Source organism: uncultured Ramlibacter sp., from assembly GCF_936925435.1.
Lineage (GTDB): Bacteria > Pseudomonadota > Gammaproteobacteria > Burkholderiales > Burkholderiaceae_C > Ramlibacter.
Genome location: NZ_CAKZHQ010000008.1, coordinates 36,116 through 56,693, shown reverse-complemented (window position 1 = coordinate 56,693; position 20,578 = coordinate 36,116). Strand labels below are relative to the sequence as shown.

At 67.3% G+C, this 20,578-nt stretch carries 18 protein-coding genes; 15 read left to right on the top strand and 3 right to left on the bottom strand.

The window, feature by feature from the left end:
- The 3 genes from carB to Q0632_RS07165 all read left to right on the top strand — a co-directional run.
- The coding region (gene carB, locus Q0632_RS07175; RefSeq protein WP_298926406.1) for a carbamoyl-phosphate synthase large subunit at window positions 1–1,469 on the top strand (1,469 nt) is incomplete at its 5' end.
- Window positions 1,470–1,543: 74 nt separating this feature from the next.
- On the top strand, window positions 1,544–2,020 hold the full coding sequence (gene greA / locus Q0632_RS07170; protein ID WP_298926403.1) for a transcription elongation factor GreA: 477 nt from the start codon (window positions 1,544–1,546) through the stop codon (window positions 2,018–2,020).
- Complete coding sequence (locus tag Q0632_RS07165; RefSeq protein WP_298926400.1) at window positions 2,020–2,463, top strand: DUF4149 domain-containing protein; 444 nt, start codon at window positions 2,020–2,022, stop codon at window positions 2,461–2,463. Before greA ends, Q0632_RS07165 begins: the two co-directional genes overlap by 1 nt.
- A 48-nt stretch (window positions 2,464–2,511) precedes the next feature.
- Here the strand turns inward: Q0632_RS07165 and Q0632_RS07160 are convergent, their stop codons facing one another.
- Window positions 2,512–2,988, bottom strand: coding sequence for a YhbY family RNA-binding protein (locus tag Q0632_RS07160; RefSeq protein ID WP_298926398.1), 477 nt, complete (start codon window positions 2,986–2,988; stop codon window positions 2,512–2,514).
- Between the two features lie 32 nt (window positions 2,989–3,020).
- Between Q0632_RS07160 and Q0632_RS07155 the strand changes: the two genes are divergently transcribed.
- From Q0632_RS07155 to Q0632_RS07135, 5 genes are all read left to right on the top strand, one after another.
- Entirely contained in the window at window positions 3,021–3,680 is a 660-nt protein-coding gene (locus Q0632_RS07155; RefSeq protein ID WP_298926396.1) for an RlmE family RNA methyltransferase, read from the top strand.
- A 126-nt stretch (window positions 3,681–3,806) separates the two neighbouring features.
- A complete protein-coding gene (gene ftsH / locus Q0632_RS07150; protein WP_298926393.1) occupies window positions 3,807–5,723 on the top strand; it encodes an ATP-dependent zinc metalloprotease FtsH in 1,917 nt (638 codons plus the stop codon).
- A 71-nt stretch (window positions 5,724–5,794) separates the two neighbouring features.
- Window positions 5,795–6,637: a dihydropteroate synthase gene (folP, locus tag Q0632_RS07145; RefSeq protein WP_298926390.1), complete on the top strand. Its 843-nt coding sequence runs from the start codon at window positions 5,795–5,797 to the stop codon at window positions 6,635–6,637.
- A 3-nt stretch (window positions 6,638–6,640) separates the two neighbouring features.
- Window positions 6,641–7,975 (top strand): phosphoglucosamine mutase, encoded by a 1,335-nt coding sequence (gene glmM / locus Q0632_RS07140; protein WP_298926387.1) that lies wholly within the window; start codon window positions 6,641–6,643, stop codon window positions 7,973–7,975.
- Window positions 7,975–8,517: an MOSC domain-containing protein gene (locus tag Q0632_RS07135; protein ID WP_298926384.1), complete on the top strand. Its 543-nt coding sequence runs from the start codon at window positions 7,975–7,977 to the stop codon at window positions 8,515–8,517. Before glmM ends, Q0632_RS07135 begins: the two co-directional genes overlap by 1 nt.
- Window positions 8,518–8,531: 14 nt before the next feature.
- Here the strand turns inward: Q0632_RS07135 and Q0632_RS07130 are convergent, their stop codons facing one another.
- A complete protein-coding gene (locus tag Q0632_RS07130; protein ID WP_298926382.1) occupies window positions 8,532–9,458 on the bottom strand; it encodes a DUF4214 domain-containing protein in 927 nt (308 codons plus the stop codon).
- A 167-nt stretch (window positions 9,459–9,625) separates the two neighbouring features.
- Between Q0632_RS07130 and Q0632_RS07125 the strand changes: the two genes are divergently transcribed.
- Window positions 9,626–11,185 carry a methyl-accepting chemotaxis protein gene (locus Q0632_RS07125; RefSeq protein ID WP_298926380.1) on the top strand — a complete coding sequence of 520 codons (1,560 nt, stop codon included), beginning with the start codon at window positions 9,626–9,628 and terminating at the stop codon, window positions 11,183–11,185.
- A gap of 6 nt (window positions 11,186–11,191) precedes the next feature.
- Here the strand turns inward: Q0632_RS07125 and Q0632_RS07120 are convergent, their stop codons facing one another.
- The gene (locus Q0632_RS07120) at window positions 11,192–13,480 is read right to left on the bottom strand and encodes a PhoX family phosphatase (RefSeq protein WP_298926377.1); all 2,289 of its coding nucleotides are present in this window, start codon (window positions 13,478–13,480) and stop codon (window positions 11,192–11,194) included.
- A gap of 351 nt (window positions 13,481–13,831) precedes the next feature.
- Here Q0632_RS07120 and Q0632_RS07115 point away from each other — a divergent pair, with 351 nt between their 5' ends.
- The 6 genes from Q0632_RS07115 (at window position 13,832) to ppk1 (ending at window position 20,577) form a co-directional block, all read left to right on the top strand.
- Window positions 13,832–14,797, top strand: coding sequence for a M14 family zinc carboxypeptidase (locus Q0632_RS07115; protein ID WP_298926418.1), 966 nt, complete (start codon window positions 13,832–13,834; stop codon window positions 14,795–14,797).
- Window positions 14,794–15,576, top strand: coding sequence for an alpha/beta fold hydrolase (locus tag Q0632_RS07110; protein ID WP_298926374.1), 783 nt, complete (start codon window positions 14,794–14,796; stop codon window positions 15,574–15,576). The genes Q0632_RS07115 and Q0632_RS07110 overlap by 4 nt, the downstream gene beginning before the upstream one ends.
- Before the next feature lie 121 nt (window positions 15,577–15,697).
- Window positions 15,698–16,522, top strand: coding sequence for a GNAT family N-acyltransferase (locus Q0632_RS07105; RefSeq protein ID WP_298926371.1), 825 nt, complete (start codon window positions 15,698–15,700; stop codon window positions 16,520–16,522).
- 1 nt (window position 16,523) lies between these two features.
- On the top strand, window positions 16,524–17,384 hold the full coding sequence (locus Q0632_RS07100) for a UDP-2,3-diacylglucosamine diphosphatase (RefSeq protein ID WP_298926368.1): 861 nt from the start codon (window positions 16,524–16,526) through the stop codon (window positions 17,382–17,384).
- Window positions 17,381–18,487 carry a glycosyltransferase family 1 protein gene (locus Q0632_RS07095; RefSeq protein WP_298926365.1) on the top strand — a complete coding sequence of 369 codons (1,107 nt, stop codon included), beginning with the start codon at window positions 17,381–17,383 and terminating at the stop codon, window positions 18,485–18,487. The genes Q0632_RS07100 and Q0632_RS07095 overlap by 4 nt, the downstream gene beginning before the upstream one ends.
- Window positions 18,484–20,577 carry a polyphosphate kinase 1 gene (gene ppk1, locus Q0632_RS07090; protein ID WP_298926362.1) on the top strand — a complete coding sequence of 698 codons (2,094 nt, stop codon included), beginning with the start codon at window positions 18,484–18,486 and terminating at the stop codon, window positions 20,575–20,577. The genes Q0632_RS07095 and ppk1 overlap by 4 nt, the downstream gene beginning before the upstream one ends.
- The last annotated feature ends 1 nt before the right edge of the window (window position 20,578 follow it).

Here is a 20,578-nt window from a genome sequence, read left to right as displayed (position 1 = left end):
AGACCATCATGGTCAACTGCAACCCCGAGACCGTGTCGACCGACTACGACACCTCGGACCGCCTGTACTTCGAGCCGCTGACCCTGGAAGACGTGCTGGAGATCGTCGACAAGGAAAAGCCCCTGGGCGTGATCGTCCAGTACGGCGGCCAGACGCCGCTCAAGCTGGCCCTGGACCTGGAAGCCAACGGCGTGCCCATCATCGGCACCTCGCCCGACATGATCGACGCCGCCGAGGACCGCGAGCGCTTCCAGAAGCTGCTGCACACCCTGGGCCTGCGCCAGCCGGCCAACGCCACCGCCCGCACCGAGCCCGAAGCGCTGGAAAAGGCCGCCGCCCTGGGCTATCCCCTGGTGGTGCGTCCCAGCTACGTGCTGGGCGGCCGCGCGATGGAGATCGTCCACGAGCAGCGTGATCTGGAGCGCTACATGCGCGAGGCCGTCAAGGTCTCCAACGACTCGCCGGTGCTGCTGGACCGCTTCCTCAACGACGCCATCGAGTGCGACGTGGACTGCCTGCGCGACCCCACCGGCAAGACCTTCATTGGCGGCGTGATGGAACACATCGAGCAGGCCGGCGTGCACAGCGGCGACTCCGCCTGCTCGCTGCCGCCGTACTCGCTGTCCAAGGACACCATCGACGAGATCAAGCGCCAGACCGCCGCCATGGCGCAAGGCCTGAACGTGGTCGGCCTGATGAACGTGCAGTTCGCCATCCAGGAGAAGGACGGCAAGGACGTGATCTTCGTGTTGGAGGTCAACCCCCGCGCCTCGCGCACTGTGCCCTTTGTGTCCAAGGCAACGGGCATCCAGCTGGCCAAGGTGGCGGCGCGCTGCATGGTCGGCCAGTCGCTGGCATCGCAGGGCATCACCCACGAGGTGACGCCGCCGTACTTCAGCGTCAAGGAAGCCGTCTTCCCCTTCGTCAAGTTCCCCGGCGTGGATCCCATCCTGGGCCCGGAGATGAAGTCCACCGGTGAGGTGATGGGCGTGGGCAAGACTTTCGGCGAAGCCTTCATCAAGAGTCAGTTGGGCGCGGGCACCAAGCTGCCGCGCGCCACCGACGCGGCGCGCAAGATCTTCCTGACGGTCAAGAACGCCGACAAGCCGCGTGCGGTGGAAGTGGCGCGCCAGTTGGCGGCCCAGGGCTTCGAGATTGTCGCCACCAAGGGCACGGCGGGCGCCATCACCGCCGCCGGCATCGCCTGCGCCACGGTCAACAAGGTCACCGAAGGCCGGCCGCATGTGGTCGACATGATCAAGAACAACGAGATCGTGATGGTCATCAACACGGTGGAAGAGCGCCGCAATGCGATCGCCGACTCGCGCCAGATCCGCACTTCCTCGCTGCTGGCCCGCGTCACCACCTTCACCACCATCGCCGGCGCCGAAGCGGCCGTCGAGGGCATGAAATACATGGACAAGCTGGACGTGTATTCGGTCCAGGAGCTGCACGCCCAACTGGCATAATCTTTCGCATCGAGACACAGACACCGCCGGTCGGCAACGGCCGGCGGTTTCCTTTTTAGACCCGAGACAAATCCATGGCCACCATTCCCATCACCAAGCGCGGCGCCGAGAAGCTCAAGGCCGAACTGCACGAACTCAAGACCGTCCAGCGCCCCTGGGTGATCAACGCCATTGCCGAGGCACGCGCCCAGGGCGACCTGTCGGAGAACGCCGAGTACGAAGCCGCCAAGGACCGCCAGGGCTTCATCGAGGGCCGCATCCAGGAGGTCGAGGGCAAGCTGTCGGCCGCCCAGGTGATCGACCCGTCGTCGGTGGACGCCGACGGCAAGGTGGTGTTCGGCGCCACCGTGGTGCTCGAGGACGAGAGCACTGGCGACCAGGTGACCTACCAGATCGTCGGCGAGGACGAGGCCGACCTCAAGCTCGGCTTGGTCAACATCTCCAGCCCGATCGCCCGCGCGCTGATCGGCAAGGAAGAGGGCGATTCGGCCGAAGTGCAGGCGCCCGGCGGCGTCAAGCACTACGAGATCGTCAAGGTCAGCTACGTCTGATGGCCTGGCGGGAGCGCCTGCCGGTGCTGCTGGCCGCCCTCTGGTGGGGTAGCCTGACCACCACCGGCTTTCTGGTGGTTCCGATGTTGTTCGCCCATCTGGGCACGCCGGCCGTGGCCGGTGCCATGGCGGCCAAGCTCTTCAGCGCGCAGACCTGGATGGCCCTGGGCTGCGGCCTGCTCCTGATGCTGTTTTCAAGAGGAAAAGAGGCCTCAGCCCGCATGGACTGGGCGCAAGGCGCTCTTGTTTTCATAGCGGGTGGGATGCTGCTGGCGCTGCTGGGCGAATTTGCCGTGGCGCCGCGCATCCTGGCGCGGGAGAACCTCAAGCTCTGGCATGGCCTGGGCAGCGGCATGTACCTGCTGCAGTGGGCCTGCGCCGGCGTGGCACTGTGGAAAGTGGCCGGCACTCGTTCCGACGAAGGCGGGGACCCAGAGACTTGAGGCCGGGGCGAAAGCCCTGGATTCCCGCTGCGCGGGAATGACGGCCGATCAGGTCTGGCGGCCCTTTTTGACCGACTTCTGCTTGGGCGGCTTGGCCCGCTTGACCTGGCCACCCGGGCTCAGACGCTGGTTGCCCAGCACCCGCAGGGTCTTGATCTCGGGTCGCTGGCCGCCGCGCTTGCTGTACTTGAGGACCTTGAAGTCGCGCGGGCCGGGCATGCGGTCCTCGTCGACGGCCTTTTCTTTCTTGACCGGCGGGCGCCACAGCACCAGCAGCTTGCCGATGTGCTGGATCGGGGCGGCGCCCAGCTCGTCGCACAGGCTCTGGTAGAGGGCTTCGCGGGCAATCCGGTCGTCGCCCTGGACCCGGACCTTGATCAGGCCGTGGGCGTTGAGGGCGGCGTCGATTTCCTTCTTGACGGCGGGCGTGGCGCCGTCGTTTCCGACCATGACCACGGGGTCGAGATGGTGGGCTTCAGCGCGGTGTTCCTTGCGCTGGGCGATGGTCAGTTGAATGGCAGGCATGGGGCTATTATCCCCTGTGCAACAAGGCAGGTATGAAGTCAAGCAAGAGCAAGAAGGTCAATCGGGCCTGGATCAACGAGCATGTCAACGATCCCTGGGTCAAACTGGCCACCAAGGAGGGCTACCGCGCCCGCGCCGCCTACAAGCTGCGCGAGATCGACGAGACCATGGGGCTGATCCGGCCTGGCCAGTTGGTGGTCGACCTGGGTTCGACCCCGGGCGCCTGGAGCCAGTACCTGCGCCGCAAGCTGTCGCCGACCGGGGCCGCGTCCGGTGAGCTCAATGGCACCATCCTGGCGCTGGACATGCTGCCGATGGAGCCGGTCGAAGGCGTCAGCTTCCTGCAGGGCGACTTTCGCGAGCCCGAGGTGCTGGCCCAGTTGCAGGCCCTGGTGGCCGGCCGCAAGGCCGACGTGGTGGTTTCGGACATGGCCCCCAACCTGTCGGGGGTGGCGTCCTCCGACAGTGCACGCATCTCCCACTTGGTGGAGCTGGCGGTGGATTTCGCCGTCCAGCACCTCAAGCCCGAGGGTGCGCTGGTGGTCAAACTCTTCCATGGCGGCGGGTACAGCGAGCTGGTCAAGCTGTTCAAGGAGACTTTCCGGGTGGTCAAACCGCTCAAACCAAAGGCCTCGCGGGACAAGTCGTCCGAGACCTTCCTGATCGGTATCGGGCTGAAAAACCCGGGTTGAGTCCGGTTTGCTCTGCCGGATGCCCTTGATTGCCCTAGGGCGGGCCTCCGGAAATATAGGGTTCCATGGCTTGAAACGCCTAAAATGGGTCGCAACTGGCCAAGAGTCACTATCCGGAGACGCGTGTTGAACAATCAGTGGTTTTCCAAAATTGCCGTGTGGCTTGTCATAGCCCTCGTGCTCTTCACCGTTTTCAAGCAGTTCGACACCCGCGGCGGCGCTGGCGCCAACGTGATGGGCTATTCGGATTTCCTGGAAGAAGTCCGCGGCAAGCGCATCAAGAACGCGGTGATCCAGGAAGGCCAGGGCGGCACCGAGATCATCGCGGTCACCACCGATGACCGCAAGGTGCGCACCACAGCCACCTACCTGGACCGTGGTCTGGTCGGTGACCTGATCGCCAACAACGTCAAGTTCGACGTCAAGCCGCGCGAAGAAGGCTCCCTGCTCATGACCCTGCTGGTCAGCTGGGGCCCGATGCTGCTGCTGATCGGCGTCTGGATCTACTTCATGCGCCAGATGCAAGGCGGCGGCAAGGGCGGCGCCTTCAGCTTTGGCAAGAGCAAGGCGCGCATGCTCGACGAAAACAACAACCAGGTCACCTTTGCGGACGTGGCCGGCTGCGACGAAGCCAAGGAAGAGGTCAAGGAAGTCGTCGACTTCCTGAAGGACCCGCAAAAATTCCAGAAGCTCGGCGGCCGCATCCCGCGCGGCCTGCTGCTGGTCGGCCCCCCGGGCACTGGGAAGACCCTGCTGGCCAAGGGCATCGCCGGCGAGGCCAAGGTGCCTTTCTTTTCGATCTCTGGCTCCGACTTCGTGGAAATGTTTGTCGGTGTGGGTGCGGCCCGCGTGCGCGACATGTTCGAGAACGCCAAGAAGAACGCTCCCTGCATCATCTTCATCGACGAAATCGACGCCGTCGGCCGCCAGCGCGGTGCCGGCCTGGGCGGCGGCAACGACGAGCGCGAGCAGACTCTCAACCAGATGCTGGTCGAGATGGATGGTTTCGAGACCAACCTGGGCGTGATCGTGGTGGCTGCCACCAACCGCCCCGACATCCTGGACGCCGCCTTGCTGCGCCCGGGCCGCTTTGACCGCCAGGTCTACGTGCAGCTGCCGGACATCCGCGGCCGCGAGCAGATCCTGAACGTCCACATGCGCAAGATCCCGATCAGCCAGGACGTCAACGCCAGCATCATCGCCCGCGGTACGCCCGGCATGTCCGGCGCCGACTTGGCCAACCTGTGCAATGAAGCTGCCCTGATGGCTGCCCGCCGTAACGCCCGCGTGGTCGAGATGCAGGACTTCGAGAAGGCCAAGGACAAGATCTTCATGGGCCCCGAGCGCAAGAGCATGGTCATGCCCGAGGAAGAGCGCCGCAACACGGCCTACCACGAGTCCGGCCACGCCCTGATCGGCAAGCTGCTGCCCAAGTGCGACCCGGTGCACAAGGTCACCGTGATCCCCCGCGGCCGTGCCCTGGGCGTGACCATGAGCCTGCCGGCGCAGGACCGCTACAGCTACGACAGCGAATACATGCTCAGCCAGATCAGCATGCTGTTCGGCGGCCGCATCGCCGAGGAGGTGTTCATGAAGCAGATGACCACCGGTGCCTCCAATGACTTCGAGCGGGCCACCACCCTGGCGCGCGACATGGTGATGCGCTACGGCATGACCGATGCGCTGGGCCCTATGGTCTATGCCGAGAACGAAGGCGAAGTCTTCCTGGGTCGCTCGGTCACCAAGACCACCAACATGAGCGAGCAGACCATGCAGAAGGTCGACAGCGAGGTGCGCCGCATCATCGACCAGCAGTATTCGCTGGCGCGCAAGCTGATCGAGGACAACAGCGACAAGATGCACGCCATGGCCAAGGCCCTGCTGGAGTGGGAGACCATCGACGCCGAGCAGATCGACGACATCATGGCCGGCAAGGAGCCTCGCCCGCCCAAGGACTGGACGCCGCGCACGCCGCCCTCGGGCACTGGCGGCGGCTCCGGCGGCGCGCCGGTCGCGACAGATCCGGCGCCCACCGCGGCGTAAGGCGCACGCGCGCCACTGCAAACAAGGGGGCCAGCCGGCCCCCTTTGCTTTTCATGGATGAAAATCGCGCCATGCACTGGCAAACCGCCCGCTTTCGACTCGACCTGACCCGGCCCCGGGTGATGGGCATCGTCAATCTCACGCCGGATTCGTTTTCCGACGGCGGCCGCCATGCCGGCGTGCGCGCGGCGCTGGCGCATTGCGAACTGCTGCTGGTGCAGGGCGCGCACATCCTGGACCTGGGCGCCGAGTCCAGCCGGCCCGGCACGCCGCCGGTGCCGCTGGAGCAGGAACTGGTGCGGCTGCTGCCGGTGCTGCGCGAGGCGGTGACGCTGGGCGTGCCGGTCTCGGTCGACACCTACAAGCCAGAGGTCATGCGCCAGGCGCTGGAACTGGGGGCGGACATCGTCAACGACATCTGGGCCTTGCGCCAACCGGGGGCACGTGAGGCGGTGGCGGCCCATCCCTCCTGCGGTGTCTGTCTGATGCACATGCACGGCGAGCCGCAGACCATGCAGCGCAGCCCGCTGGAGGGCGATGCCGTGCCCCAGGTGCTCTTATTTTTGCAGCAGCAGACCCAGCTTTTACGGGGGCTGGGGGTCGAAATGGACCGCATCACCTGGGACGTGGGCACGGGCTTTGGAAAGACGGCGGAGCAGAACTTTGCCCTGCTGGCGCGGCAGGACGAACTGCTGGCTGCCGGCTACCCCCTGCTGGCCGGGTGGTCGCGCAAGTCCTCGTTGGGCACGGTCACCGGTCTGCCTGTCAACGAGCGCATGGTGCCCAGCGTGACAGCGGCGTTGCTGGCGGTGGAGCGTGGCGCACGCATCGTCCGCGTCCACGACGTGAAGGAAACCGTGGCCGCGCTGAAGGTCTGGAACGCTACAATTTCAGTAGCAAAAAACCAAGACTGAGACATGGCAAGAACCTATTTCGGCACCGATGGCATCCGCGGCACGGTGGGCCAGCCGCCGATCACACCGGACTTCGTGCTGCGGCTGGCGCATGCCGTCGGCCGCGTGCTCAAGCGCAGCGAGGAGCGGCCCACGGTGCTGATCGGCAAGGACACGCGCATCTCCGGCTACATGCTGGAAAGCGCGCTGGAGTCCGGCTTCAACTCCGCCGGCGTGGACGTGGTGCTGCTCGGTCCCTTGCCCACGCCGGGCGTGGCCTACCTCACGCGGGCCCTGCGCGTCAGCCTGGGCGTGGTGATCAGCGCCAGTCACAACGCCTATCCCGACAACGGCATCAAGTTCTTTAGCGCCCAGGGCACCAAGCTGCCCGACGAATGGGAACTGGCGGTGGAAGCGGCCCTGCAGGAGGTTCCGGTCTGGGCCGATTCGGCCACGCTGGGCAAAGCGCGCCGACTCGACGATGCAGCCGGCCGCTACATCGAGTTCTGCAAGAGCTGCTTTGCCAATGACCTGACCCTCAAGGGCATGCGCATCGTCGTTGATGCCGCCCATGGCGCGGCCTACCAGGTGGCGCCCAAGGTCTTCCATGAACTGGGCGCCGAGGTCATCTCCATCGGCTGCGCGCCCGATGGACTGAACATCAACGACAGGGTGGGGGCCACCCATCCGCAGGCGCTGGTGCGGGCCGTCAAGGCCCACCAAGCCCACCTGGGCGTGGCACTCGATGGTGACGCCGACCGCCTGCAGCTGGTCGACGCCACGGGGCGCCTGTACAACGGCGACGAATTGCTCTACCTGATGGTGGCGGACCGCCTGGCCCGCGGCGAGAAGGTGCCCGGCGTGGTGGGCACGCTGATGACCAACATGGCGGTGGAACTGGCCTTCAAGGCGCGCGGCCTGGAGTTCTGCCGCACCAAGGTCGGCGATCGCTATGTGCTGGAAGAGCTGGAAAAGCGTGGCTGGCTGCTCGGCGGCGAGGGCTCGGGCCACCTGTTGGCGCTGGACAAGCACACCACTGGCGACGGCCTGGTCAGCGCCTTGCAGGTGCTGCAGGCCATGGTGCGCAGCGGCAAGAGCCTGTCGCAGCTGCTGCAGGAAGTTACGCTGTTTCCGCAGACCCTGCTCAATGTGCGGCTGCGACCGGGCCAGGACTGGAAGGCCAACGCCAGGCTGGCCAGCGAGACCAAGGCAGTTGAAGCCGAACTGGCGGGAGCGGGCCGCGTCTTGGTCCGCGCCAGCGGGACCGAGCCGCTGCTGCGCATCATGGTGGAGGCGCGCGAAGAGGCGCAGTCGCGCCGCAGCGCCGAGCGCCTGGTCCAGGCTGTGCAAGAGGGCTGATGGCGGGCCCCACGGTGCTGGCGGTCCACCGCAGCAGCAGCCACAGCTTCAGCAAGTTCAGCGAAGACAGCATCACCCTGGTCGAGGGCATGGGCGTGCGGGGCGATGCCCATGCGGGCTCGACGGTGCAGCACCGCTCGCGCGTGGCGCGCGACCCCAGCCAGCCCAACCTGCGCCAGGTCCACCTGCTGCAGGCCGAGCTGTTCGACGAACTCATGGCATCGGACCACCCGGTCTTTCCCGGCGACATGGGCGAGAACATCACGACCCGCGGCCTGGACCTGCTGGCCCTGCCCGAGGGCACGCGGCTGCATATCGGTGCAGCCACGCTGCAAGTGACAGGCCTGCGCAATCCCTGTTCGCAGATCGACCGCTTCCAGAAAGGCCTGATGGCTGCGGTACTGGGGCGCGACAGCCAGGGCCACCTTGTGCGCAAGGCCGGCGTGATGGCCGTGGTGGTGCACGGCGGTGAAGTGCGCGCCGGCGACGCGATCCGGGTGGAGATACCGCCGGGCGAGCAGGCGGCGTTACAGCCCGTTTGAGGGTGCAGGCGGCGCTAGAACTGGTATTCGATGCCGTTCTGGATCGTGCCGATCACCGCGGCCTTGTTCTCGGGAGATTCAGAAAAGCCCATCAGCACCTCGCCGCGTTGCATGCCATGTGCCAGATTGTTGATGTGGTAGGTCAAGCCACCTGCGTCGGGCGCCCGGTCCAGCACGTTGGCGTAGAGCTGGGTGACGAACTGCCTGTCGTCCAGGCTGCCGTATGTCGACCTGAACTCCGGGCTGGCCACGAAATTGGCGGCCACCGAAGCCAGTGCCTGGCCCCGGTCCAATGCATTGATCTGGAAGCCCAGCCCCGGGAGGTCAGGCGCCCGGTCGAAGGCGGCGCGGTACAGGCGGTAGGCGCTGCCCGCCGTTCCATTGATGTCCAGCGCCACCGAGCTGTCGGAGAACTTGATCCGCTCCACCGAGAGCAGCGTGTCGGTGCCTTCGGTTCCAGCGCGGTCCGTGACCCTGAAGTTGTTGCTGACAAGCCCTACGCTGTAGTTCGCGCGCGGTCCGTCATAGAAGGCGGTGTCCCGCCCGCCTGCGCCGTCCAGGGTGTCGTTACCGCCATAACCGCGCAGGATGTCGTTGAGCCCCGACTGGCCGGTGACCGTGTCATTGCCGCGCAGCAGGTGGGCCAGTGCGGGCTGGAGCCGGTCGCCGTTGTCCATGTAGGTGGCCACCACCGCCGCGTCGAGGCCGGGCGAGAAGTCGAATGTCATCAGGTTCACACCATTGCGGGCGAACTGGAAGGTTGAGGCGGTGCCGGTGACGGTGCTTGCGGTGACGTTCACGTTGAACTGTCCAGTGAAGCGCCCGAAGAAGCTGGCGCCCCGCAGTTCGATGTAGGTGCTGCCCGCATCGACTGGAGTCCAGTCCCAGGTGTAGTCGACCGACATGTCCAGCCGTGTGAACGGCGCGATGACGCTGGCCATTGCGCATCTCCCTTTGTGTGCGCCCATTGTGGCGGGCCGGGCCGCGCAGCGCATCCCCGGCGTTGCGCGCGGCCAACGCGGCCCGTCTGAGCCGCGTCAATCACGGGTTTCCCCTCCTCAACCTTTGGCCGGCACGGTCGAAAGGGCTGTGACTACAGGGAGGAAAAATGAAGTTGCGGTCCAAGATCATTGCCTGCATGGCCGGTGTGTTTGTGCTGTTCGGCGGAGCGACGGGCGTCGCACTGGTCGGCATGAACGATGCCGGCAAGGGCTTCGAGAATTTCATCCGCAGCGACATGGCGCTGCTGCAGGCGGTGACCGGCATGTATGCCGACGGCCTGCAGGGCGGCCAGGCCCTGCGCAATGTGGTGCTGGATCCGGGCAACAAGACCGGCCACAAGAACCTGGACAAGGCCGTCAGCGACTTCAAGGACAAGCAGGCCAAGGCCCTGGCCCTGGCGGCCGCCAGCCCGGCCGACGTCAAGGTCCTGCAGGAGATCGCGGTCCTGCGCGACAAACAACTGGCGGTGCTGGCCAAGGTCGCCGCGCTGTCCCTGGACAATCCCGCCGCGGCGATCACCCTGGTCAGCCAGGAAGAGACGCCGGCATGGCGCGCGGTGCGTGGGCGCCTGCTGGAGCTGATCGAGGCCAAGAACAGTTCGGCCGAACAGACCAAGTCGCAGGTGCTGGGCCGCAGCCAGACGATGGCGACCGCCGCCCTTGCGTTCGTGCTGGTGGCCCTGGTGCTGGGCGCGGCCATCGTGTTCTGGCTGGTGCGCCACATCATGGGCCAGCTCGGCGGCGAGCCGGCCTATGCAGCGCAGGTCGCCCGGGCTATTTCGGCCGGTGACCTGTCGCAGGAGGTGGTGGTCAGCTCCAGGGCCGACAGCGACAGCCTGATGGTGCAGTTGCGCAGCATGCAGGACAGCCTGGTGCGCTGCGTGAGCGAGGTGCGTTTCAACTCCGAAGGCGTGGCCAGCAGCAGCGAGCAGATCGCGCAGGGCAATGCCGACCTGTCGGGCCGCACCGAGCAGCAGGCCAGCGCGCTGCAGGAAACGGCAGCCTCGATGGAGGAACTGGACACCACAGTCAAGCAGAACGCCGACAACGCCAAGCAGGCCAACGCGCTGGCCATCAGCGCTTCGGGTGTGGCCGTGCAGGGCGGCCAGGTCGTGGCCCAGGTGGTCGATACCATGAAGGGCATCAACGACAGCAGCCGCAAGATCGCCGACATCATCAGCGTGATCGACGGCATCGCCTTCCAGACCAACATCCTGGCGCTCAACGCGGCGGTGGAAGCGGCGCGTGCCGGTGAGCAGGGCCGCGGCTTCGCAGTGGTGGCCAGCGAGGTGCGCAGTCTCGCCAGCCGCAGCGCCGACGCGGCCCGGCAGATCAAGGACCTGATCGGCGCCAGCGTGGCGCGGGTGGAGCAGGGCTCGGCGCTGGCCGACCAGGCCGGTGCCACCATGGGCGAAGTCGTCGCCGCGATCCGCCGTGTCACCGACATCATGGGCGAGATCAGCCACGCCAGCAGTGAGCAGAGCGCGGGCGTGTCGCAGGTGGGCGACGCGGTGGGCCAGATGGACAAGGCCACCCAGCAGAACGCGGCGCTGGTGGAGCAGAGCGCCGCGGCCGCGGATGGCCTCAAGACCCAGGCCCGGCAGCTGGTGGCTGCCGTGGCGGTGTTCAAGCTGGCTGGTGCCGCGTCGGCCCAGCCAGCCTTCTGACGCGCGTCAGGCGTTGTTCAACACTGCCGTGCCGTCGACGCCGATCAGGCCGCCGTCGTTGCGGGTGATGGCGATGGTGGCGGAGCGGGGCCGCGCACTGGTGCCGCCCGGGCCGTAGCCGGCGTTGCCCGGCCAGTGGCTGAGGTACTTGGTCGGGTCGCCGATGTTGGCCTTGCTGATGGTCTCGCCCGGGTGCTGGATGTTGACGAACAGGGTTTTGCCGTCGGGCGTCTCGGCGATGCCGGTGATCTCGCTGTCCTTGGGACCAACCAGGAAGCGGCGCAGCGTGGCGCTGGTGGGCTTGGCGCCGATGCGCGTCTGCACCGTCAGCTTGCTGCCGTCGGCCTTGGTGTAGTCCAGGGTCTGGGTGGCGCCGTCGCCGACCTGGCCGGCCATGCCGATCAGCAGCATGCAATTGGTGACGTCGGTGTAGGCGCCATCGTCGGTCTCGATGAAGGCCACGCCGGTCTTGTTGGAGAACCACATGCCATCCGGGCTGGACAGGTCGTTGTCGGCCGTCAGGCCCGACAGGTTGATCTTGGCCGGATCGGCATCGGCCTGGGCGCCGAACAGGTAGATGTCCCAGGTGAAGGCTGTGGCCGCTCCGTCGCTGCCGTTTTCCTTCATGCGCACGATGTGGCCGTTGATGTTGCCCGGGGCGCTCGAAGCCGTCGGCGCGTCGGTGTAGGAACGCGGATTCGCGGCGTCCACAGCCTGCTGCGACGCAGCCGATCCCGTGGGCTCGAGCTTGCGGTTGCTGTTGTTGGTCAGGGTCACGTAGATTTCGCCGGTGACCGGGTGGACGGCCGACCACTCCGGGCGGTCCATGCGCGTCGCACCCACCGCGTCGGCTGCCAGTCGGGCATTGACCAGCACATCGGCCTGGTCGGCGAACTTGTAGCTCGCGTAGCCGGCGATGGCGGCGTTGGCGATGTGCAGTTCGACCCAGCTGCCCGTGCCGTCGGCGGCGTACTTGGCCACATAGAGCTTGCCGCTGTCCAGGTACTTGTCACCCGTCGTGATCCGATTGGCCGGGTTGGCATCGGCTGCGCTCCAGTTGGCGCTGGAGACGAACTTGTAGACGTACTCGCCGCGCGAGTCGTCGCCCATGTACACGGTCAGGGGCTTGCCCTCGACAACCTTGCCGAACACGCCCATCTCGTGGGCGAAGCGGCCCAGGGCCGTGCGCTTGCGCAGGGCCTGGTTCTTGTCATAGGGGTCGATCTCCACCATGTAGCCGTAGGTGTTGAGTTCGTTGCGGTAGTCGTCCGTGCCATCGGCGGAGGTGCCGGTCTGGCTGATGTTCCAGCGCGCGTACTTGTCGGCGCTGCCGGCGGTTTCCCAGCCGTGGCGGCTGGCGGAGTTCTGCGGCTTGCCGTAGCGTGCCAGCGAAACCACGCTCTTGGCCGTGGCGCCGCCGCGGGCCGCGTCGTCGGTGGCGGAACGGAAGAAGTAGCCGTTCCAGTTTTCCTCGCCCGAGAAGTAGGTGCCCCAGGGGGTGTAGCTGGCGCCGCAGTTGTTGATCGTGCCCCGGGTGGCGTCACCGGCCGTCGAGTATTTGGTCTTGAGCAGCGCATTGCCGCGCACCGGGCCGGTCAGGGTGACGGCGGTGTTGGGGTGCACGCGGCGGTTGTAGGCCGAAGCCTTCTGGGTGGCGAACTTGCCGCTGGTCTTGCGGATCTCGACCACCGAGATGCCGTGGGCCGCCATTTCCTTGTCGGCCTCGGCCGGCGGGCGCGGGTTGGGCGTGGTGCCGGCGGCGTGCAGGTACTGGTCTGACAGGGCTTCGTGGTTCATGGCCAGCAGGCCGCGCTCGGAGCCGGTGGCGCTGGCGGCCGTGCCTTCGGCGTTCAGACCGAAATAGATCATGCCGTCGTGGTGGTCGCCGGCGCGGTTCTCGAAGTCCGTGTCGGTTCCGTCATTCTTGAAGTCGGGGGTGGCAGCGGCCAGCGAATCGCCCATGGCGTAGATCGGGGTGGCGGTGTAGCCGGCTGGCACGGTGACCGTGTCGGCCATGGTCTTGGCCACGGGCGAGAAGCTCAGCGTCAGGGGGGTCTGGGCGGGCGCAGGCGCGGGGGCTGGGACGGACAGGGCGTCGCTGCCACCGCCACAGGCTGACAGCGACAGCGAGCCCAGCACGGCGGCGCCGGCGCTGCCCATGCCCACGCGCAGCGCGTTGCGGCGCGACAGCCGCGCATCGATGACGTCGTTGAGCGAGGGGTTGCCGCTGGTGTTGCAGTCTTCGTTGTCGTGGGCCTGGAGCGCCAGTTGCTCGGGCCGGGTGTGTGCGTTCATGGAGTCGCGCCTTTCGTGGGGTCGTTGCAAAAATCAAGCGCGAGCGTAGGAAACCGGCGTGACGCTGCCATGGCGGTTCCATGACAGCGGCGTGAACAGGCGGATCTTCCTGTGCTTTCATCGTCCTGCAACAAAGGCGCGCCAGCATGGAGGTTCAGGCTTGCAAAGGACACCCATGAAGGCACGGCTCCCCGCCGCGGCAACCCTGGCCGCGATCTCCTTCGCCTTGCTGCGCGGCGCGGTGGAATTCGCCTGGCTGCAAAGCTGGCGCCTGCGCCAGCGGAGGCCCCACTGAGTTCAGCGGCCGGCGCCGTCATTCCAGAACTGGCCGAACTCGAGCGCATCGCCGTACTGGCCGGCAGCGCCGTGCAGGTGCAGCTTGAAGCCACGGTGGCGGGCGACCCGCCGCTGCCCGTCTATTCACTGGCGCTGGGCAATCCCCGGGCCAGCGCCGGCCTGGGCATCTTCGGCGGCGTCCATGGCCTGGAGCGCATCGGCACCCAGGTGGTGCTGGCCTGGCTGCACACCCTGGTCACCCGCCTGCACTGGGACCAGGCCTTGCACCGCCTGCTGGAAGATGTGCGCCTGGTCTTCATGCCCATCGTCAATCCCGGCGGCATGTTGCGCCACACCCGCGCCAACCCCAACGGCGTCGACCTGATGCGCAATGCGCCGGTGGACGCGGTCGATCCCGTGCCCTTGCTGGTGGGCGGCCAGCGCATCAGTGCCGGCCTGCCCTGGTACCGCGGTCCGCGCGGCATGCCCATGGAAGCCGAGAGCGCCGCCCTGTGCGCCGTGGCGGAGCGCGAGCTGCAGGGCCGCGCCTTCAGCCTGGCGCTGGACTGCCACTCGGGTTTCGGCATGGCCGACCGGCTCTGGTTTCCCTACGCCCACAGGCGCAGCCCGATCCCGCAACTGGCGCAGTTGCACGCGCTGCACGCCATCTTCCATGAGAGCAACCACCACCATCCCTATGTGTTCGAGCCGCAAAGCCACCAATACCTGACGCATGGCGACCTGTGGGACCACCTGTGCCTGCGTGCGCTCGATCGGCCCGGCACGGTCTTCCTGCCGCTGACGCTGGAGATGGGCTCCTGGCTGTGGGTCAAGAAGAACCCACGCCAGCTGTTCTCGCGCCGCGGCATCTTCAACCCGCTGATCGCGCACCGCCAGCAGCGCGTGCTGCGCCGCCACCTGCCCTTGCTGGAGTTCGCCTTGCGCGCCGCCGCCTCCTGGCAACACTGGCTGCCGCAGGGCGAGCAGTGCGAGGACCACCACCGCATGGCGCTGGACCGCTGGTACCGGAGGGCGCCATGACCACCTGGCTGCTGCTGCGCGGCCTGGCGCGGGAGGCGGGGCACTGGGGCGACTTCGAAGGGCAGCTCGCGGCCGCCCTGGGCGAGGGCCATCACGTGCTGGCGCTGGATCTGCCGGGCAACGGCGCGCTGCACGGGCAACGCAGCCCGGCCGACGTGGCGGCAATGGCGCGGGCGCTGCGAGCGCAGGCGGTGCAACGCGGCCTGGCGCCGCCCTATGTGCTGGTCGCCATGTCGCTGGGCGCTATGGTGGCACTGGAGTGGGGCGACAGCGCACCGCAGGAGCTGGCCGGCTGCGTGCTGGTCAACACCAGCCTGGGCGGCCACAGCCCGTTCTGGCAGCGGCTGCTGCCGCACAACTACCTGCGCCTGGCCAGCCTGCTGCGGCCTGGGCTCTCTGCGCTGGAGCGCGAGGCCCGGGTGCTGGCCATGACCAGCAGCCACAGTGCCGGCCATCCCGGCGTGGCGCAGCGCTGGGCCGCCATCGCGCAGCAGCGCCCGGTGCGGCGCGGCAACCTGCTGCGCCAGTTGCTGGCCGCCGCGCGCTACACCGCGCCGCAGCTTGCGCCACCGGTGGCTCTGCTGGTGCTGTGCTCGGACGGCGACCGGCTGGTGTCGCCGTCCTGTTCGTGGCGGTTGGCCGAACGTTGGTGCGTGCCACTGCAGGTCCATCCCCATGCCGGCCACGACCTGCCGCTGGACGCGCCGGCCTGGGTGCTGGCGCGCATCCATGGCTGGTGGCAGCTTCGCACGGCGCTCGGAGAGCTATCAAACAGATAGCAGCGCAGGTCCATTTGACGGGGGACACAGCCCTGTTTCGTCATCGAACTGCAACGCAACTGCCATTTGCGGGTCATCTGCGGCCGGCAGACTCGGTCCGCATGACCACAAGGAGCCGACCATGAACGAGCTGCCCAACCCCACGTTTGCGCTGTCGCCTGTGTCCTTGCCCAGGGGGTCGCTTCACCGAAGCGATCAGATCCCTGTTGCGGCGCAGCGTGGCGGCATTTCAGTTTCCTGGGCATGCCACCAGGACGAAATCCGGCAGGCGCAGCGCCTGAGGTACGAGGTCTTCGCACGCGAAATGGGTGCGCGGCTGGACAGCGCTGTGCCGGGTCATGACATCGACCTGTTCGACGACTATTGCGAGCACCTGCTGGTGCGCGACGCCGACAGCCAGCAGGTGGTCGGCACCTACCGCGTGCTGACGCCGGCCCAGGCCAAACGGGTGGGCAGCACCTACAGCGACACCGAGTTCGACCTGACGCGCCTGCGCTCGCTGCGCGAACGCATGGTGGAACTGGGCCGCAGCTGCGTGCACGCAGATTACCGGCAGGGCGGGGTGATCCTGGCGCTTTGGGGTGCGCTGGCCGACTTCATGGTGCGCAACCGCCTGGACACCATGATCGGCTGCGCCAGTATCCCCATGCTGCACGAGGGCGTGGTCAGGGGCGACGCGGCGGCCAGCATCTGGCGGCAGGTGCAGCGCAGCCACCTGGCGCCGGTGGAGTACCAGGTGCGGCCGCGCCTGCCGCTGCCGGTGGACGAACTGGACGGCACGCTGGAGGTGGAGCCGCCGGCCCTGATCAAGGGCTACCTGCGCCTGGGCGCCAAGGTGTTGGGTGCGCCGGCCTGGGATCCGGACTTCAACAGCGCCGACCTGCCGATGCTGATGCGCATCCAGGACCTGCCGCCGCGCTACCGCAAGCACTTTCTCGGAGCCTGAGATGCGAGCGGCCTTCGACACTTTCGGGCCGCTGCTCCCCGGCCTCCTCGCAAACCCTGCCCACGAAGAGGAGGACGCAGCGGTGTCACCGCGCCCTCTGCGCACGGTGTTCATCTCCGATCTGCACCTGGGCACGCCCGGCTGCCAGGCGCTGGCCCTGCTGGAGTTCCTCAAGGCCCATCCCTGTGACAACCTCTACCTGGTCGGCGACATCGTCGATGGCTGGCAGCTGCGCCGCCGCTGGTACTGGCCGCAGGCCCACAACGACGTGGTGCAAAAGCTGCTGCGCAGCGCCCGCAAGGGCTGCCGTGTGGTCTATGTGCCGGGCAACCACGACGAGTTCGCCCGCCAGTTCGGCGGCCACCAATTCGGCGGCATCGAGGTGGAGCAGGAGGCCGTGCATGTGACGGCCGATGGCCGCAGCCTGTGGATCATCCACGGCGACCACTTCGACGGCGTGATCCAGTGCGCCAAGTGGCTGGCCTATCTGGGCGACAACCTCTACGAGTTCACGCTCAAGCTCAACCGCCACCTCAACAGCCTGCGCGCCCGCATGGGCCTGCCGTACTGGTCGCTGTCGGCCTACCTCAAGGGCAAGGTCAAGACGGCGCTGAACTACGTCACCGATTTCGAGGTGGCCGTCGCCAACGAGGCGCGCCGGCGCGGCCACCACGGCGTGGTCTGCGGCCACATCCACCGCGCCGAGATGCGCGACATCGACGGCGTGCTGTATTGCAACGACGGCGACTGGGTGGAAAGCCGCAGCGCCCTGGTGGAGCATTTCGACGGCCGGCTGGAGCTGGTCTATTGGCAACCTGTGCAGCACGGCACCGCGCAACCGCAACAACTGGAGACCGTATGAAAATCGCCCTGGTGACGGATGCCTGGCAGCCCCAGGTCAATGGCGTGGTGACCACGCTGGTGGAACTGTGCCGCCACCTGGCCCAGGCCGGCCACGTGGTGGAAGTGATCCAGCCTGGCCAGTTCCGCACCCGGCCCTGCCCGGGCTATGCCGGCATCGATCTGGCCGTCTCACCCAAGCGCCTGTTGACGCAAAAGCTCGACGCCTTCGGGCCCGACGCCATCCACCTGGCCACCGAAGGGCCGCTGGGCTGGGCCGGGCGCCGCTATTGCCTGCAGCGCGGCCTGGCCTTCAGCACGGCCTTTCACACCAAGTTTCCGGAGATCGCCAACGCTGCCGTCAAGGTGCCGGTGTCCTGGGGCTATGCCTTGTTCCGCCACTTCCATCGGCCCTCGTCGGCGGTGATGGTGCCCACCCAGAGCGTGCTGGACATGCTGGAGCAGCGCGGCTTTCGCAACTTGCGGGCCTGGAGCCATGGCGTGGACACCGAGCTGTTCCCGTTCCAGCCCGAGCCCTTGCCCTATGGGCCCATGGGCGAGCTGCCGCGGCCGGTGGCCCTGTTCGTTGGCCGGGTGTCCTATGAGAAGAACATCGCCGCCTTCCTGGAAATGGATTTCCCCGGCGCCAAGGTGGTTTGCGGCGTCGGCCCGGTCGAGCAGCAGCTCAAAGCGCGCTTTCCCGAGGTCCGCTGGCTGGGCCTGCTGCCGCGCGACGAACTGGCCAAGGTCTATGGCGCCGCCGACCTGTTTGTCTTTCCCAGTCATGCCGACACCTTTGGCCTGGTGATGGTCGAGGCCATGGCCAGCGGCACGCCAGTCGCTGCCTATCCGGTGGACGGGCCGCTGGAAGTGCTGGGGCGCAAGACCGAGGATGGCCACAGCCTGGGCGGGGCCATGGATGCGGACCTGAGGCAGGCCTGTTACCGGGCGCTTGCCGTGCCGCGCCAGGAAGCCCGTGCGCGTGCCCTGGATTTCAGCTGGGCCCACGCCAGCGAGTTGTTCAGCAGCTTCCTGGTTCCGGCCCGAAGCAATGGTGTGTCACAGTCTTGTCATCAGACGGTGGAACACTTGTCACCAATCCGTCACCCATCTGTCATTGAATGAGCGCTGCCGCACCCTTGCCAGATTCCGCCCCCAGAGTCGTTTTCCTCGACCGCGACCACAGCATCCTGGCCTTCAATGAGCGGGTGCTGGACTGGGCCCATCGCTCCGATGTTCCCTTGCTCGAGCGCCTGCGCTACCTGTGCATCGTCTCGTCCAACCTGGACGAGTTCTTCGAGGTGCGGGCTGCGCCCCACCTGACCGCCATGCAGGCCGGCGACCGCAAGGGCGCGGCCACGATCGAGAGTTTCGAGAAACTGGCGGCCGCCGCTCACGCCCTGGTGGTCCGCCAGTACGCTCTGTACAACGACGAGCTCACGCCTGCCTTCGCCAGGCAGGGCATCGCCATCGTCTCGCATGGCGAGCGCAACGCCGCCCAGAAGCGTTGGGTCGACGAGTACTTCGAGCGCGAGGTTCGGCCGCTGCTGATCCCGGTGGGGCTGGATCCGGCCCATCCCTTTCCCCAGGTGGCCAACAAGTCGCTGAACTTCATCGTCCGCCTGTCGGGCAAGGACGCCTTCGGCCGCGAGAACGAGATCGCCATCGTCAAGGTGCCGCGCGTGCTGCCGCGGCTGATCCGCATGCCGCCCAAGGTGGCCGGTCGCAAGGCGCTGTTCGTCTCGCTGTCCAGCGTGATCCGGGCCCACCTGCACCAGCTGTTTCCGGGGCGCGAGGTCGGCCAGTTCTCGCAGTTCCGTGTGACCCGCCATTCCGACCTGGCGGTGGACGAGGATGACGTGCGCAACCTGCGCACCGCGCTGCGCCTGGGCCTGGAGCACCGCCACTATGGCCAGGCCGTCCGGCTGGAGGTCTCGGCCGGCTGCTCGGAATTCCTGTCCGCCTTTCTGCTGCAGCAGTTCAACCTGCCCGAACCCTCGCTCTACCGGGTCCATGGGCCGGTGAACCTGGTGCGCCTGCAGCAACTGATCGACCTGGTCAATGCGCCCCGGCTGCTGTTCCCGCCGCACACCCCGTCCTATCCGCTGCAGCTGGCGCCCGGCGAGTCGATCTTCGCGCAGATGCGCGAGCGCGACGTGCTGATCCACCAGCCCTTCGAGAGCTTCGACGGCGTGCTGGACTTCCTGCGCGAAGCGGTGGACGACCCCCAGGTGCTGGCGATCAAGCAGACCATCTATCGCACCGGCACCGACTCGGCGCTGATGGACCTGTTGCGCGAGGCCGTGCGGCGCGGCAAGGAAGTCACCGCCGTGGTCGAACTCAAGGCCCGCTTCGACGAGGAGGCCAACATCAACTGGGCCGAGATGCTGGAGTCAGTCGGCGCCCAGGTGGTGTACGGCGTGGTGGGCCTCAAGACCCATGCCAAGATGCTGCTGGTGACGCGGCGCGAAGGCCGTCGCCTGGTGCGCTACGCCCATCTGTCCACCGGCAACTACAACGCCAGGACCGCGCGCCTGTACACAGACTTGAGCCTGCTGACGGCCGATCCCCTGCTGACAGCCGATGTCGAGAACATCTTCGTGCATCTGGCCGGCCAGAACCGGCTGCCCCGGCTGCACCGGGCCTGGGTGGCGCCGTTCCAGCTGCACCGCAAGTTGGCCGAGAAGATCGACCAGGTGGCCGAGGCGGCGGCGCGCGGGCAGGACGCGCGCATCGTGCTCAAGATGAACGCGCTGACCGACGAGTTCCTGATGCAGGCCCTGGTGCGCGCCGGCCAGCGCGGGGTCAAGATCGACCTGCTGGTGCGCGCGGCCTGCATGCTGCCGGCCCGTGTGGCGGGCCTGACCGACAACATCCGCGTGCGCTCGGTCATCGGCCGCTTCCTGGAGCATTCGCGGGTGTTCTATTTTCGCGCCGGCGCGCAGGAGGAGCTGTTCCTGTCCAGCGCCGACTGGATGAACCGCAACATGCTGCGCCGTGTCGAGCTGGCCTGGCCAGTGACCGACCCCGTCCTGCGCCAGCGCATCATCGACGAATGCCTGGTGGCCTACCTGCATGACGAGCGTGATGCCTGGGACCTGATGCCCGACGGCAGCTACCAGCGGGTCAAGGGCGCGAACGACCCCCTGGCGCACGGCGCGCAGGCGGCCCTGATGGCCCGTTACGCGGTGCGCGGCGGCGCGCCGCAGGAGTGAA